General features: G+C 73.0%; 16 protein-coding genes. 7 read left to right on the top strand and 9 right to left on the bottom strand.

Features of this window, described 5'->3' with window-relative positions; all coding sequences use genetic code 11:
• Positions 1–8: 8 nt before the first annotated feature.
• Positions 9–698, bottom strand: coding sequence for a 3-keto-5-aminohexanoate cleavage protein (locus tag DSM104329_RS04790; protein ID WP_259314254.1), 690 nt, complete (start codon positions 696–698; stop codon positions 9–11).
• A gap of 17 nt (positions 699–715) precedes the next feature.
• Positions 716–1,075 (bottom strand): rhodanese-like domain-containing protein, encoded by a 360-nt coding sequence (locus DSM104329_RS04785; RefSeq protein WP_259314253.1) that lies wholly within the window; start codon positions 1,073–1,075, stop codon positions 716–718.
• A gap of 70 nt (positions 1,076–1,145) precedes the next feature.
• Here DSM104329_RS04785 and DSM104329_RS04780 point away from each other — a divergent pair, with 70 nt between their 5' ends.
• Positions 1,146–2,132, top strand: a complete 987-nt coding sequence (locus tag DSM104329_RS04780; protein WP_259314252.1) for a helix-turn-helix domain-containing protein — start codon at positions 1,146–1,148, stop codon at positions 2,130–2,132.
• Here the strand turns inward: DSM104329_RS04780 and DSM104329_RS04775 are convergent.
• The 5 genes from DSM104329_RS04775 to DSM104329_RS04755 form a co-directional block, all read right to left on the bottom strand.
• Positions 2,123–3,376, bottom strand: coding sequence for an ArsB/NhaD family transporter (locus DSM104329_RS04775; protein WP_259314251.1), 1,254 nt, complete (start codon positions 3,374–3,376; stop codon positions 2,123–2,125). The two genes, DSM104329_RS04780 and DSM104329_RS04775, sit on opposite strands and share 10 nt — an antisense overlap.
• Positions 3,376–3,690 carry a hypothetical protein gene (locus DSM104329_RS04770; protein WP_259314250.1) on the bottom strand — a complete coding sequence of 105 codons (315 nt, stop codon included), beginning with the start codon at positions 3,688–3,690 and terminating at the stop codon, positions 3,376–3,378. Before DSM104329_RS04770 ends, DSM104329_RS04775 begins: the two co-directional genes overlap by 1 nt.
• 73 nt (positions 3,691–3,763) lie before the next feature.
• Positions 3,764–4,375, bottom strand: coding sequence for a response regulator (locus tag DSM104329_RS04765; protein WP_407655894.1), 612 nt, complete (start codon positions 4,373–4,375; stop codon positions 3,764–3,766).
• Between the two features lie 44 nt (positions 4,376–4,419).
• Positions 4,420–5,217, bottom strand: coding sequence for a sensor histidine kinase (locus tag DSM104329_RS04760; RefSeq protein WP_259314248.1), 798 nt, complete (start codon positions 5,215–5,217; stop codon positions 4,420–4,422).
• A 2-nt stretch (positions 5,218–5,219) separates the two neighbouring features.
• Positions 5,220–6,473, bottom strand: a complete 1,254-nt coding sequence (locus DSM104329_RS04755) for a cation:proton antiporter (protein ID WP_259314247.1) — start codon at positions 6,471–6,473, stop codon at positions 5,220–5,222.
• Between the two features lie 27 nt (positions 6,474–6,500).
• On the opposite strand from DSM104329_RS04755, the gene DSM104329_RS04750 reads away from it, so the two are divergent.
• From DSM104329_RS04750 to DSM104329_RS04735, 4 genes are all read left to right on the top strand, one after another.
• Complete coding sequence (locus DSM104329_RS04750; RefSeq protein ID WP_259314246.1) at positions 6,501–7,295, top strand: MBL fold metallo-hydrolase; 795 nt, start codon at positions 6,501–6,503, stop codon at positions 7,293–7,295.
• 70 nt (positions 7,296–7,365) lie between these two features.
• The gene (locus DSM104329_RS04745) at positions 7,366–7,728 is read left to right on the top strand and encodes a MarR family transcriptional regulator (RefSeq protein ID WP_259314245.1); all 363 of its coding nucleotides are present in this window, start codon (positions 7,366–7,368) and stop codon (positions 7,726–7,728) included.
• 222 nt (positions 7,729–7,950) lie between these two features.
• On the top strand, positions 7,951–8,385 hold the full coding sequence (locus DSM104329_RS04740; protein WP_259314244.1) for a MarR family winged helix-turn-helix transcriptional regulator: 435 nt from the start codon (positions 7,951–7,953) through the stop codon (positions 8,383–8,385).
• Positions 8,385–9,689, top strand: a complete 1,305-nt coding sequence (locus tag DSM104329_RS04735) for an MFS transporter (RefSeq protein ID WP_259314243.1) — start codon at positions 8,385–8,387, stop codon at positions 9,687–9,689. The genes DSM104329_RS04740 and DSM104329_RS04735 overlap by 1 nt, the downstream gene beginning before the upstream one ends.
• A 19-nt stretch (positions 9,690–9,708) precedes the next feature.
• On the opposite strand, the gene DSM104329_RS04730 is transcribed toward DSM104329_RS04735, so the two are convergent.
• Both DSM104329_RS04730 and DSM104329_RS04725 read right to left on the bottom strand, forming a co-directional pair.
• Entirely contained in the window at positions 9,709–10,689 is a 981-nt protein-coding gene (locus DSM104329_RS04730; protein WP_259314242.1) for a malate dehydrogenase, read from the bottom strand.
• Positions 10,689–11,906 carry an NADP-dependent isocitrate dehydrogenase gene (locus DSM104329_RS04725; RefSeq protein ID WP_259314241.1) on the bottom strand — a complete coding sequence of 406 codons (1,218 nt, stop codon included), beginning with the start codon at positions 11,904–11,906 and terminating at the stop codon, positions 10,689–10,691. Before DSM104329_RS04725 ends, DSM104329_RS04730 begins: the two co-directional genes overlap by 1 nt.
• A 99-nt stretch (positions 11,907–12,005) precedes the next feature.
• Here DSM104329_RS04725 and DSM104329_RS04720 point away from each other — a divergent pair, with 99 nt between their 5' ends.
• Both DSM104329_RS04720 and DSM104329_RS04715 read left to right on the top strand, forming a co-directional pair.
• Complete coding sequence (locus DSM104329_RS04720) at positions 12,006–12,590, top strand: TetR/AcrR family transcriptional regulator (RefSeq protein WP_259314240.1); 585 nt, start codon at positions 12,006–12,008, stop codon at positions 12,588–12,590.
• Entirely contained in the window at positions 12,584–14,281 is a 1,698-nt protein-coding gene (locus tag DSM104329_RS04715; RefSeq protein ID WP_259314239.1) for an acyl-CoA dehydrogenase family protein, read from the top strand. Before DSM104329_RS04720 ends, DSM104329_RS04715 begins: the two co-directional genes overlap by 7 nt.
• Positions 14,282–14,289: the final 8 nt, after the last annotated feature.

Raw genomic sequence — 14,289 nt, 5'->3', positions numbered from 1 at the left:
CGCGACGGTCACGCGCCGAGCGCGACGGCCGCCGCCACGAGCTCGGCGTTCCCGCTCGCCCGCGTGCCGCCGGGAAGGACGAGGGTGTCCTCCAGGCCGACCCGCACGTCGTGCCCGTGCTCGAGCGCCCGCTCGATGACCGGCCAGGTTGCGGCGTCGGCGGCGTGGTGCAGCTGCGGCAGCTCGAGCGGGGCGAGCAGCTCTTCGATCTCCGCCGCCGCCGGCAGCGGCGCCTCGACCAGGATCCGCCGGCAGCGCGGCGCGAAGGGCGCGGCGAGCAGCGCGCGCGCGTCTGCGGCCGTCCACACGCCGGCCTCCACGCCGATGCCGAGCTGGTCGAGCAGCCCGCACAGCTCGTCGAAGCCGGGCTCGCGGAGGTTCACGGAGACGTAGTCGGGCCGCTCCCACCAGCCCGCGACGAGCGCCAGGCGACGCGCCGGGTCGCCGCCCGCGCCCCACAGCCCGGTCGTCAGGCCGAGCGGCGTGTCCGGGCACGCGGCTCGGACCATGACGACGACCCGCGAGACGGGCTCGGGGTCGAGCGTGTCCGCGCCGTCGCCGTCGCGCGGGTGGATGTGCAGCTCCGTCGCGCCCGCGTCGATCGCCCGGCGCGCGTCCGGGGCGATCTCATCGGCGCGCAGCGGGATCGCGTCGTGATGCGCGCGCGGGCGCGAGCCGTTCAGGCAGGCCTGGAGCATCGTGGCCGCAGAGTCTCCTACAGACCCACCAGTCGATCGCCGCCGACCGCGCCCTCGATCGGCAGCCCCTCGCGCACCCAGTACTCGAAGCCGCCGATCATCTCGCGCACCGCGCGGCCCTCGTCGTGCAGCCGCGCCGCGGCCTTCGTCGCCCCGTTGCAGGCCGGAGACCAGCAGTAGGTGACGAGCGGCCCCGCCGGGAGCTCGTCGTGGATGGACACCGCGCCGGGGAGGTGGGCGCGCGCGTAGGCCTCGCGCGAGCGGGCGTCGACGAGGGTGAAGCCCGGGCGGGCGCCCTCGCCGCCGGCGGTCTGCATCGCCGCCCACACGTCGGCGGGGTCGGTCTCGTGGCGCAGCTTCGTCTCGAAGGGGTTCATGCCGGCAGCGTCGCGCTCCTCGCGCCGGTCCGCCAGTGGCCCGAAGGACAACCTCCGCTATGTTTGAGCCATGACGCCCCACCGCGTCGCCGTCCTGGCCTTCGACGGCATGGCCCCGTTCGAGCTCGGCGTCGTCGTCGAGGTGTTCGGCCTGCCCCGCCCGGAGCTCGACATCGAGCCCTATGCGCTCGACGTGTGCGCCGAGCGGCTCGAGCCGCTCGAGGCCGTCGGCGGGTTCGCGCTGTACCCGCGCCACGGCCTCGACCGCCTCGCCGCCGCCGACACGGTGATCGTCCCCGGCCAGCGCACCGACCGCCCGGTCTCCGAGGCGCTCGTCGCCGCGCTGCGGAACGCCCACGCCGGCGGCGCGCGCCTGGTCTCGATCTGCTCGGGCGCGTTCGCCCTCGCCGCCGCCGGCCTGCTCGACGGCCGCGAGGCGGCCACCCACTGGCGCTACGCCGGCGAGCTCCAGCGGCGCCACCCCGGCGTGCGCGTCAACCCCGACGTCCTCTACGTCGACGACGGCGACGTCCTGACCTCGGCCGGCAGCGCGGCCGGCATCGACCTCTGCCTGCACCTCGTGCGCCGCGACCACGGCAGCGACGTCGCCAACCAGGTCGCCCGGCGGCTCGTGGTCGCCCCGCACCGGGAGGGCGGCCAGGCGCAGTTCATCGAGCGCCCCGTCCCCGCCGACCCCGGCGAGGGCGCGGTCGCGCGCACGATGGAGTGGGCGCTGGGGCGCCTCGACACGCGCATCGGCCTCGCCGACCTGGCCCGCGAGGCCCACCTCTCGCCGCGCAGCTTCACCCGCCACTTCCGTCGCGCCACCGGCACGAGCCCGGCGCGGTGGCTGCTCGACCAGCGCGTCCGGGCGAGCCTCGAGCTGCTCGAGGCCTCCTCGCTACCGGTCGAGCACGTCGGCGCCGCGGTCGGCATCCCCAGCGCCGCCGCGTATCGCCGCCACTTCGCGCGCGCCATGGGCGTGTCCCCCGCCGCCTACCGGCGCGCGTTCCGGATCTCGGCCGACAGGCCCGCGCCGATCGGGGCTCACAGGTAGCGCAGGGCGATGTACCCGGTCGCGAGCGCCATGGATACGAAGGTCACCGGCACGCCGACCTTCAGGAAGCTGACGAACCCGATGCGCCGGCCGGAGCGCTCGGCCATCCCGGCGGCGGCGACGTTGGCCGCGGCGGCCACGAGCGTGAGGTTGCCGCCGAAGCAGGCACCGAGGGCGAGGGCCCACCAGTACGCGGAGTCGGTGGAATCCCCCTGCAGCTGCTCGACGACCGGGATCATCGCCGCGGTGAAGGGGATGTTGTCGACGATCCCCGAGCCGATCGCCGACGCCCAGGCGATGCCGAGCAGCTCGGCGCTGCGGTCGCCGGCGGTGACCGAGGCGATGCCGTGCGCGACCTCGTCGATCGCGCCGCTCTGCTCCAACGCCCCGACCATGACGAACAGGCCCATGAAGAAGAACAGCGTCGGCCACTCGATGCCGCCCAGCGCCTTCTCGATCGGCTGGCGCGTGACCAGGAGCATCACGGTGGCGCCGGCGAGGGCGACGGTGGCGGGCTCGAGATGCAGCGCCTGATGGGCGAAGAAGGCGAAGATCGTGAGCAGCAGGACCGGGATCGTGCGCCTGAGCTCGCCCGCGTCCTCGATGCAGCGGGCCGCGTCGAGCGCGAGCACGCGCCGGCGCGCGTCCGGCGACACCTGCAGCCGGCGCCGGAACGCCAGGTACAGCCCGCCGGTGACGACCACTCCCGTCACCGCCGCGATCGGCGCCAGGTTGACGATGAAGTCCGTGAACGTCAGCTCGGTGGCGCCGGCGATCATGATGTTCGGCGGGTCGCCTATCAGCGTTGCGGTGCCGCCGATGTTCGAGATGATGATCTCGATGATCACCAGCGGCAGCGCGTCGATGTCGAGCGCATCGGCCAGCACGAAGGTGATCGGCACCATCAGCAGGACCGTCGTGAGGTTGTCGAGGAACGCCGAGAGCACGGCAGTCGTCAGCGCGAGCGCGACGACGATCGCGAGCGGGCGGCCCCGCGACAGCTGGCCGGCGCGGATCGCCAGCCACGTGAAGACGCCGGTCGGCTCGGTGAGCTTGACCATGAGCATCATCCCGGCAAGCAGACCGAGCGTGTTCCAGTCCACGGCCTCGATCGCGTGCTGCTGGTCGATGGTCTGGGTGAGGATCATCAGGACGGCGCCGATGAGCGCGACCTTCGTGCGGTCGACGCGGTCGCTGGCGATGACCGCCAGGGCGGCGGCGAACACGCCGATGGCGAGGGCCATCAGGGCAGCACGACGGGGTCGATCGCGACGCCGACGGCGGGGCGCATGCCCAGGAGGCGCAGGTCGCGCAGCCACTCCGCGCAGGCGGTCCGGGCCAGGCACGCGCCGACGTCGGCGCCCTCGGCGAGGTGCAGCTCGCACAGCCAGGCGAACGGCTGCGGATGGCACGCCGGCGGCGAGCCGAGCCGCACGAGCTCGATCCGCAGGATCTCCGGGATGGCGAGCAGGCCCTGTAGCTCCTCGCGCAGCCAGCGGTCGGCTTCCTCGCGGGCGAGGTGCTGCGGGCGATCCCAGGTCAGGACGATGCGGGGCACCGCATCGAGCATGAGCCCCGGGAGGGCCGCGCACCATCGGGTCCTCTCCCCCCTGCGGCGGGGGGAACGACCCTTACGGCTCGATCAGCCCGCGGCGTATCGCGTACCGCGTGAGCTCCACGCGATCGCGCATCCCGAGCTTCGCCAGCACCCGCTCCCGGTGGCGCTCGACCGTCTTGCGCGAGATCCCGAGCAGCTGGGCGATCTGCTCGGACGTGTGCGCCTCGGCGACGAGCTTGACGACCTCGAGCTCGCGCGGGGTGAGCGGGTCGATCGGCGCCGCCTCGCCGTCGCGGGCGCGGTCGAGGAAGTCGCGGATGAGCGCGGCGATGCCGGTCGGGTAGAGGAACGGCTCGCCCCGCAGCACGGCCCGGCACGCGCCGACGAGGTCGCGGTCGGCGCCCGACTTGAGCACATAGCCCGACGCGCCGGCCTTCAGCGCCTCGAACAGGTACTGCTCGTTGTCGTGCATCGAGAGCATGAGCACGGGCAGCTCGGGCCGTTCGTTCGCCAGGATCGCGGCGGCCTGCAGACCGGTCATGCGCGGCATCGACACGTCGAGGATCGCGAGGTCCAGCGGCGTGGTCCGGGCGAGCTCGACCGCCTCCGCCCCGTCGCCGGCCTCCGCCATGACCATGAGGTCGGGCTCGCCTTCGAGCACGTGGCGCAGGCCGCGCCGGACCATCGCGTGGTCGTCGGCGAGCAGGATCCGCGCGGGACGGGCCGCGGTCACGACCCGATCTCCAGCCGGACCGTGGTGCCGGCGCCAGGAGCCGTGTCGATCGCCAGCCGCGCTCCGATGAGCCCGGCTCGCTCGCGCATGCCGAGCAGGCCGGCGCCGGTCGTCGCGGCCCTCGGGTCGAATCCCCGCCCGTCGTCGGCGACCTCCAGCACGAACCCATCGCCCGGGAGCGCCGCCGTCCGGACGACCGCGCGGGTCGCGCCGGCGTGCCGCGCGACGTTCGTCAGCGCCTCCTGTGCCACCCGATAGGCGACGAGCTCCTCCTCGTCGCCCAGGGTGCCCGCAGGCGCCCGCAGCTCGCGCTCGACCCGCAGGCCCGTCGCCCGCTGGACGGACACGGTCAACGCGGCCAGCGCACTGGTGAGGCCGAGGTCGTCGAGTGCCTCCGGGCGCAGGCGCCGGGCGATCGAGCGCACGTCGTCCAGCGCGGCTCGCACCGTCTCGCGCGCGCCTGCGAGCTCCTCCTCGCTCGGGGTCCGCTCGAGCGAGAGAAGCACCGCGGTCAGCGTCTGGCCGACCTCGTCGTGCAGCTCGCGGGCCACGCGGAGCCGCTCACCCTCCTGCGCGGCCAGCATGCCGCGCACGCGCTCGAGGGAGTCCCGGCCGACGGCCCGGCGCAGCAGCAGGAAGTCCAGGCCGAGCAGCAGCGCGAGGCCGACCGCCAGCACGACCGCCTCCTGCGCCGCGAGCGGGAAGCTGACCGTGGCGGGCGTGAGCACCAGCACGAGGGTCGCCGCCACCAGGACGGCGGCGTTCGTCGCGAAGACCCGCCACAGCAGCGCCACGCCTACCCCGGGCCGCGTCCGGCAGGCTCGGCCGGCGCAGCGTGCTCCTCGCGCTCGCGTTGCTTGGTGTCGTGGCGCGCGATCCAGTTCACCCCGGCGGTGTCGGTCGTGGAGTGAACGATGATCGAGACGAACACCACGAGCGCCGCGATGTTGAAGATCCGCTCGCCGTCGGCCAGCCCCTCGCCGAGCACGATGATCGAGAACGTCATCGTGGCCACGCCCTTGGGCCCGAACCACGCCATGAACGCCTTCGTCGGCAGGCTGAGCCGGGTACCCGCGAGCGCCACCGCCAGCGCGATCGGCCGCGCGAGCAGGAGCGCCACCACGACGATCGCCACCGCCGCCCAGCCGTCCCCGAACAGCCCGCTGAACGTCAGCAGCGAACCGAACACGACGAAGATGCCGAGCTTCACCAATTCCACGATGTCGTCGGAGCGGTGCTCGAACTCGCCGCGGATGTCCGCTCGGCGGATGCCGAGCACGATCGCGGCGACGTAGACGGCGATGAAGCCGTTGCCGTGCGGCTCGATGACCGAGACGCCGTAGGTGGCGAAGGCGACGCCGAGGGCGTACAGCGACTTCTGATGTCCGGGAATTCCCTTCGTGAGCCCCCCGCCGCGCGGCAGCAGCACGGACGCGAGAAAGCCCATCGCGATGCCGAACACGAGCCCGAGCCCGACGTCCTGCAGCACGAAGGTGACGACGTCGAAGTCCGGCCGGGTGAGGCTCAGCGCCGCGATGAGCGCGAGCACGGGTGGCAGCGCGAGGCCGTCGTTGAGCCCCGACTCGAGATTCAGGGAATGGCGCACGACGCGCGGCACCCGCGGATTGGTGACGACCGCCGACGACAGCACGGGATCGGTCGGCGACAGCAGCGCGCCCAGCAGGAACGCCTCCGTCCACGACAGGTCGGTGAGCAGCTTGGCCGAGACCGCGACGATCGCGGCGGTGATCGGCATCCCGATGACGAGCTTGCGCAGCGGCAGCCGCCACTCGCGCTGGAGCATCTCGCTCTCCACCTCGAGGCCGTCGCGGAACAGCAGCACGATCAGCGCCACCTCGGCGAGGATCACGACGAACCCGGACCCCGGGTCGAACTGCAGGACGTCGAGGCCGCCATCGCCCAGGACGAAGCCGACGATGACGAACAGCGCCGTCAGCGACAGGAAGCTGCGATGGGCGAGCCCGGACAGCAGCGCGCCGCCCATGAGGACGGCGCCGAGGACCACGGCGACGGTTTCGAATGACGTCACGAGCGCGGAAGGTATTGTGGCGCTCCGGTGCGGATCACGGTGCTCGGCAAGTCGCCCTCCTGGCAGGACCCGGGCGGAGCGTGCAGCGGATATCTCGTCGAGGAGACGGGGATGGTCCTGCTGCTCGACTGCGGCAACGGCGTGTTCGGCAAGCTGCGCTCGCGTGTGGACTACGTCGACGTGGACGTCGTCGTCATCTCACACCTCCACGCCGATCACTTCCTCGATCTCATCCCGTACGCGTACGCGCTGACCTACTCACCTCGCCAGCAGCCCGTGCCGGTGCACGGCTGGCCGGGTACCGACAATCCGGCGCGGCCGCGGCTGCTGTGCCCGCGCGGCAGCCGCGACGTGTTTCGCCGGGTGACGGGGGCATGGGGCACCGAGACGCTCGTGGAGAACGCGTTCGACCTATGTGAGTATGACCCTGACGAGTGTCTGGAAATCGGACCGTTGCGCCTGCGCTTCCACGCGGTTCCCCACTTCGTTCCCGCGTGGGCGATCGAGATCGTGTCACTGCAGACGGGCGGGCGGTTCACCTTCGGGGCGGACTCCGCACCCACCGACGAGCTCGTTCGGTTCGCCGACGGCACCGACCTGCTCATGCTCGAGGCCACGCTGCCGCGGCCAGAGCGCGACGGGACGCGGGGCCATCTCACCGCCGGGGAGGCCGGCGACCACGCCGCGCGGGCGAACGCCAAGCAGCTCGTCATCACCCATTTCCCGGACGAACTGGGCGAGCAGTGGGTTCGCGCGGAGGCGGAGCGCAGCTTCGGTCGTGCAGTTCTCGTTGCACGTGAAGGCGAAACATATGCGCTGTGACACGTTAACCGTTACCCTTCCCTCCATGGCAGACTTCCTGGATGACAAAAAGCGTGAAATCGCTGAGCGCTTGAAGGAGCTCCGGCCGCTGGTCGAGGAGTACCAGCGACTGGAGGCCGCGCAGCGGGCGCTCGAGGGCGTCCCGGGCGACGGTCGCGCCCCGCGTGTGGCGACGTCCCGCCGGCGCTCGCCGGCACGGGCGGGGGCCGGGACAGGATCGCGGTCGTCGGGCCGCGGGCGTCCTCGGGGCAGCGGGACCCGCTCCAAGCAGGCGCTGTCGCTCGTGCAGGAGAACCCGGGGATCACCATCTCCGAGCTCGCCGAGCGCATGGGCATCAAGCAGAACTACCTCTATCGCGTGCTCCCCGGGCTCGAGCAGGACGGGCTCGTGCGCAAGGAGGGCCGCGGCTGGCATCCCCTGGCCGCGGCGTAGCGCCTCCCGAGCCGGCGAAGCAGAGCGAACGACCGCGCCGCCCGGCCCCCGGGCGGCGCGTCCACGTCTGGCGGCCCTGACCCCAGGCCGCGTCCGCGTGTGCCGCCCCACGCCGCGTCCGCGTGCGCCGGCCCCCCACCCACGCGCGTCCGCGTGTGGCGGCCCCCCACCCACGCCGCGTCCGCGTGCGCCGGCCGAACTGATTCGCTAAGCTAGTTAGCGATGGCAACCAGTTCTCGCTCCGCCCGCACCGACACCGCCGCGCGCCTGCGCCTGGCGATCGTGCGGACCTCCCGGCGCATGCGCCAGGAGGCCGGCGGCGGGCTGTCGCCGTCGCAGGCCGCAGCCCTGGCGACGGTCGACCGCCACGGCCCGCTGACCCCGAGCGAGCTCGCCGCTCACGAGCGGGTGCAGCGCCCCACGGTCGCCCGGCTGCTGGCCCGCATGGAGGAGGACGGGCTCGTCACCCGCGCGCCCGACCCCAGCGACGGGCGCTCCTCGCTGATCTCGATCTCGGAGGACGGCCGCGCGCTGCTCGAGAGCGTGCGCAGCCGGAAGGACGCGTTCCTGGCCCAGCGCATGGAGGCCCTCGACGCTGACGAGCGGGCGACGCTCGAGCGGGCGGCGACGATCATCGAGCGGATGCTCGAGGCCTGATGAGCGCGGCGCTCCGACGCTCCGTCGTCTCCCTGCACATCCCGAACTACCGCCGGTTCTTCACCGGCCAGATCGTCTCGGTCTCCGGCAACTGGGTCCAGAACGTCGCCGCGATGTGGCTCGTCCTGCACCTCACCGGCGAGGGCACCTACGTCGGCCTCACCGCCGCGATGCAGTTCCTCCCGCTGCTGCTCTTCGGCGCTTGGGGCGGCCTGCTGGCCGACCGCCTGCCCAAGCGCCGTCTGCTGACCATCACGCAGACGCTGCTCGTGCTGCCGCCCCTGGCCCTGTTCGTGCTCGTCACCACCGGCCACGTCGAGGCCTGGATGGTCATGGCCCTCGTCTTCGCGGGCGGCGTGGTGACCGCGATCGACAACCCGGCGCGCCAGGCGTTCGTCTCGGAGATCGTCGGGGCCGACCGCGTGGTCAACGCCGTGAGCCTGAACAGCATCCTCGTGCACAGCTCGCGCATCGCCGGCCCGGCCGTCGCGGCCGGCATCATCGCGATCGCGGGCGTCGGCCCGTGCTTCCTGCTCAACGCGCTCTCGTTCGCCGCGATGCTCACCGCCCTGCGGCGCATGGACCCCGCCGAGCTCGACGCGGCCAGGCGCACGCCGCGTGCGCAGGGCCAGCTGCGCGAGGGCCTGCGCTACGTCGCCGCCACGCCGCGGCTGCGGCTGCCGCTGCTGATGATGGCCGTCATCGGCACCCTGTCGTTCAACTTCACCGTCCTGCTGCCGGTGCTCGCGAAGTTCACCTTCGACACCGGCGCCGCCGGGTACGCCGCGCTGAGCGCCGCGCTTGCCGTGGGCTCGATCGCCGGCGCGCTGGTCATGGGCTCCCGCGCGGTGGTCGACGAGCGCTTCCTCGTCGTCAGCGCGACCGCGTTCGGCGGCCTCACGCTGCTCTCCGCGGCGGCGCCGACCTTCCCGCTGCTCATGGCGTCGTTCGTCGCGGTGGGCGCCGCGAGCGTGAGCTTCTCGGCGGGGACGAACTCGGCGGTGCAGCTGAGCGCCGCCCCCGAGATGCGCGGCCGCGCGATGGCCCTCTACGGGATGCTCTTCATCGGCTCGACGGCGGTCGGCGCGCCGCTCGTCGGCTGGCTCGCCGACGCCATCGATCCGCGGGCCGGACTGGCGCTGGGCGGCGCGGCGGCGGTCATGACCGCCGCGCTCGCCGCCCGCTGGGCCGGGCGCGAGCGCTCCGGCCCGCTGCCGGCCCGGAGCGCCGATGCCGGACCCGCCAGGGGTGCCGATGCCGGCCCGCCGGCCAGCACGGTGGGGTTCCGAAAGCTGCCGGCGTAGGCGGGCCCCGTGCGTCCTCCTAGGACACCAGCCCGAGCTTGACGACCGCGTCGCGCTCCTCGCGCAGCTCGCCCATCGTCTTGTCGATGCGCTCCTGCGAGAACGGCGGCACGTCCAGCCCCTCGGCGATCTCGTAGACCCCGCCGCCGGGCAGGCGCACGGGCAGCGAGCCGACGATCCCCGGCTCGACCCCGTAGGCGCCGGTCGTCGGGACCGCCATCGAGCGCAGGCCGTCGGCCCCGAGCATCCAGTCGCGCACGTGGTCGATCGCGGCGTTGGCCGCCGACGCCGCGCTCGACGCCCCGCGCGCCTCGATGATCTCGGCGCCGCGCTTGCCCACCCGCGGGATGAACTCGCCGGCCACCCACGCCTCGTCGTCCACCACGTCCCAGGCGCGCTTGCCTCCGACCTTCGCGTTGAACAGGTCCGGGTACATCGTCGGCGAGTGGTTGCCCCACACGACCAGGTCCTGGACCTCGTCGACGCCGACCGCGAGCTTGTTGGCGACCTGCGCCACGGCGCGGTTCTCGTCGAGGCGCGTCATCGCGGTGAAGCGCTCGGCCGGGACGTCCCGCGCGTTGGACATCGCGATCAGCGCGTTCGTGTTGGCCGGGTTGCCCACGACGAGGACGCGGATGTCGCGGTCGGCGTGGTCGTTGATCGCCTCGCCCTGCGGCTTGAAGATGGCCCCGTTGGCCTCCAGCAGGTCGGCGCGCTCCATGCCCTTCGTCCGCGGGCGCGCCCCGACGAGCAGCGCGACCTGTGCGCCGTCGAACGCCTCGTTGGGGTCGGAGCTGATGTCGATCTTCGACAGCAGCGGGAACGCGCAGTCGACGAGCTCGAGCGCGGTGCCCTCCGCGGCCTTCAGCGCGGGCTCGATCTCGAGCAGGCGCAGCTCGACCTTCGTGTCGGGGCCGAGCAGCTGCCCGGACGCGATGCGGAACAGCAGCGCGTAGCCGATCTGGCCGGCGGCGCCGGTGACGGTGACCTTCGTAGCCATCAGGCGTTCATCTCCTTCTGCAGGTTCTCGTCGATCGAGGCCAGGAACTCCTGGGTCGTCTGGAAGGGCTGGTCGGCACCCACGAGCAGCGCCAGGTCCTTCGTCATGTCTCCGCTCTCCACCGTCTCGACACACACGCGCTCGAGCGTCTCGGCGAACGCGGTGACGTCGGGCGTGTCGTCCATGCGCCCGCGGTAGGCGAGCCCGCGCGTCCACGCGAAGATGGACGCGATCGGGTTCGTCGAGGTCGGCTTGCCCTGCTGGTGCTGGCGGTAGTGGCGCGTGACCGTGCCGTGCGCGGCCTCCGCCTCGACGGTGTTGCCGTCGGGCGTCATCAGCACGCTCGTCATGAGGCCGAGCGAGCCGAAGCCCTGGGCGACGGTGTCGGACTGGACGTCGCCGTCGTAGTTCTTGCACGCCCAGACGTAGCCGCCCTCCCACTTCAGCGCCGCGGCGACCATGTCGTCGATCAGGCGGTGCTCGTAGGTCAGGCCGGCGGCGTCGAAGTCGGCCTTGAACTCGGCGTCGAACACCTCCTCGAAGAGGTCCTTGAAGCGCCCGTCGTAGCGCTTCATGATCGTGTTCTTCGTGGAGAGGTAGACCGGCACGCCGCGGTCGAGGCCGTAGCGCATCGAGGCGCGGGCGAAGTCGCGGATCGAGTCGTCGAGGTTGTACATCGCCATCGCGACGCCGCCGCCCGGGAAGTCGTAAACGTCGAGCTCGGTCGGCTCGCCGCCGTCCGTCGGCGTGAACGTGAGCGTCAGGTTGCCCGCGCCGGGCACGACGAGGTCGGTGGCGCGGTACTGGTCGCCGAACGCGTGGCGGCCGATGATGATCGGCTTCGTCCACCCCGGCACGAGGCGCGGGATGTTCGAGATCACGATCGGCTCGCGGAAGATGACGCCGCCGAGGATGTTGCGGATGGTCCCGTTCGGCGAGCGGTACATCTCCTTCAGGCCGAACTCCTTCACCCGCGCCTCGTCGGGCGTGATCGTCGCGCACTTGACGCCGACGCCGAACTCCTTGATCGCGTTGGCGGCGTCGACCGTGATCTGGTCCGCGGTCGCGTCGCGGCTCTCGATGCCGAGGTCGTAGTACTTCAGCTCGACATCCAGGTAGGGGAGGATCAGCTGGTCCTTGATGAACTGCCAGATGATCCGTGTCATCTCGTCGCCGTCGAGCTCGACGACCGGGTTCTTCACCTTGATCTTGGCCATGGGACGTCCGATGCTGCCACACCGCCGGTGCGAACAACCGCGCGGTGAGGGCCACCGGCGCGCTTGAGCAAAGGTCTGAACCATGATTCACTTCTTGGCGTGGCCTATCGCGCGACCGACCGCACCGAGGCGCGCCGCATCGCCGCCCGCGAGCGGATCGTCGCCGCGGCGCACGAGCTGATCGCCGCCGGCGGGTACCGCGAGGCGGCGGTGGCCGCCGTGGCCGCGCGGGCCGGCGTGGCCACCGGCACCGTGTACCGCCACTTCCCGTCGAAGGCCGAGCTGTTCGCCGAGGTCTTCCGTCGCGCGTCCCGGCGCGAGGTCGAGGCGGTCGCCGCGTCCGCGGCCGAGGGCGGGGTCGGCGCCGGGGTCGAGACCTTCGCGCGGCGCGCCCTGCGCGCGCGGCGGCTCGCCTGGGCGCTGCTGGCCGAGCCGGTGGATCCCGCCGTCGAGGCCGAGCGCCTCGCCTACCGCCGCGCGTTCCGCGACGCCTTCGCCGCCGCGCTGCCCGGCCACGTCACCGACCGCGAGCTCATCGCCGCCGCCCTCGTCGGCGCGATCGGCGAGGCGCTCGTCGGCCCCCTGTCCCCCAGCGGGCCGCCGCACGACGAGGACGCGCTCGTCGCCGCGCTCGTCGCGTTCGCCCGCCGTTCGATCGCCGATCAGGAGCCCGTCCCATGCTGACCTTCGCCACCGGCACGACCGAGGCGCGCAACCAGTCCGTCCCGCTCGAGGACTACGACGCCTTCGGCGCGGACCGCCCGCTCGTCGAGGCGCTGCGCCGCGAGGGCGCGGCGTGGGCCGAGCCCCGTGCGCACGCCCTGGGAGCGCTCGCCGGGTCGGCCGAGCTGCTGGCGGCCGGGCGCGACGCCAACCGCCACAGGCCCGAGCTGCAGGCCTTCGACCGCTACGGCCATCGCATCGACGAGGTCGTCTACCACCCGGCGTACCACCGCTTCATGGCGCTCGCGGTCGAGCACGAGCTGCACTCGCTGCCGTGGAGGCCTGCGGTTTCCCCCACACCGGCGGCCGAACCCGGGGATCGGGTTCATCGGGGGACCTGCAGCGACGGCGCAGCCCACGTCGCCCGCGCGGCAATGTTCATGACGCTGTCGCGCACCGAGCCCGGCCACGGCTGCCCGATCTCGATGACCTACTCCGCGATCCCCGCGCTGCGCGCCGCGCCCGAGCTGGCGGCCGAGTGGGAGCCGCGCATCACCGCGACGAGCTACGAGCCGCGGCTGGATCCGCCCGGGGCGAAGTCCAGCGCGATCGTCGGCATGGCCATGACCGAGAAGCAGGGCGGCTCGGACGTGCGCGCGAACATCACGGTCGCCGAGCCCGCCGACGGCGCGTACCGGCTGACCGGCCACAAGTGGTTCTGCAGCGCGCCGATGAGCGACCTGTTCCTCGTGCTCGCCCAGACCTCCGACGGACTCTCCTGCTTCGCCATGCCGCGCATCACGCCCGACGGCGCGCGCAACGCGATGCGCATCCAGCGCCTGAAGGACAAGCTCGGCAACTGGTCCAACGCGAGCTCGGAGATCGAGCTGCACGGCGCGTTCGCGCAGATGGTCGGCGAACCGGGCCGCGGCGTCCCGACGATCATCGAGATGGTCGGCCACACGCGTCTGGACTGCGTGCTCGGCTCCACCGCCGGCATGCGCACCGCGACCGAGCAGGCGATCCACCACGCCCGCCACCGCGCCGCGTTCGGCAAGCTGCTCGTCGAGCAGCCGCTCATGCGCAACGTGCTCGCCGACCTGGCGATCGAGTCCGAGGCGGCGACCGTCACCGCCATGCGCCTCGCCCGCGCCTACGACGAGTCCGGGACCGACGAGGCCGCGGTGCTGTTCAAGCGCCTGGCCACGGCGGTCGCGAAGTACTGGATCTGCAAGCGCGGCCCCGGCCACGCGGCCGAGGCGCTCGAGTGCCTCGGCGGCAACGGCTACGTCGAGGAGTGGCCGCTGGCGCGCGTGTACCGCGAACAGCCGCTGCTGTCGGTCTGGGAGGGCTCGGGCAACGTGATCGCGCTCGACGTGCTGCGCGCGCTGGCCCGCACGCCCGCCGCGCTCGGCGTCTTCTTCGACGAGGTCGGGCTCGCCGCCGGCGCGGACGCGCGCCTGGACGCGCACGTCGCCGCGCTGAAGGCCGAGTTCGCCGATCCCGCCGAGCTGGAGGCGCGGGCGCGCCGGGTCGTGGAGCGGATGGCGCTCGCGCTGCAGGGCTCGCTGCTCGTGCGCCACAGCCCGCCGGAGGTGGCCGACGCGTTCTGCGCGACGCGCCTGGCGGGCGACGGCGGGCTGGCCTACGGGACGCTGCCGGCGGGTCTCGACGCAGGGGCGATCGTCGAGCGCCACGCGCCGGACTGGTAGGGCCCGGC

This window comes from Capillimicrobium parvum (assembly GCF_021172045.1).
Lineage (GTDB): Bacteria > Actinomycetota > Thermoleophilia > Solirubrobacterales > Solirubrobacteraceae > Capillimicrobium > Capillimicrobium parvum.
This window is presented reverse-complemented; position numbering and strand designations above follow the sequence as displayed.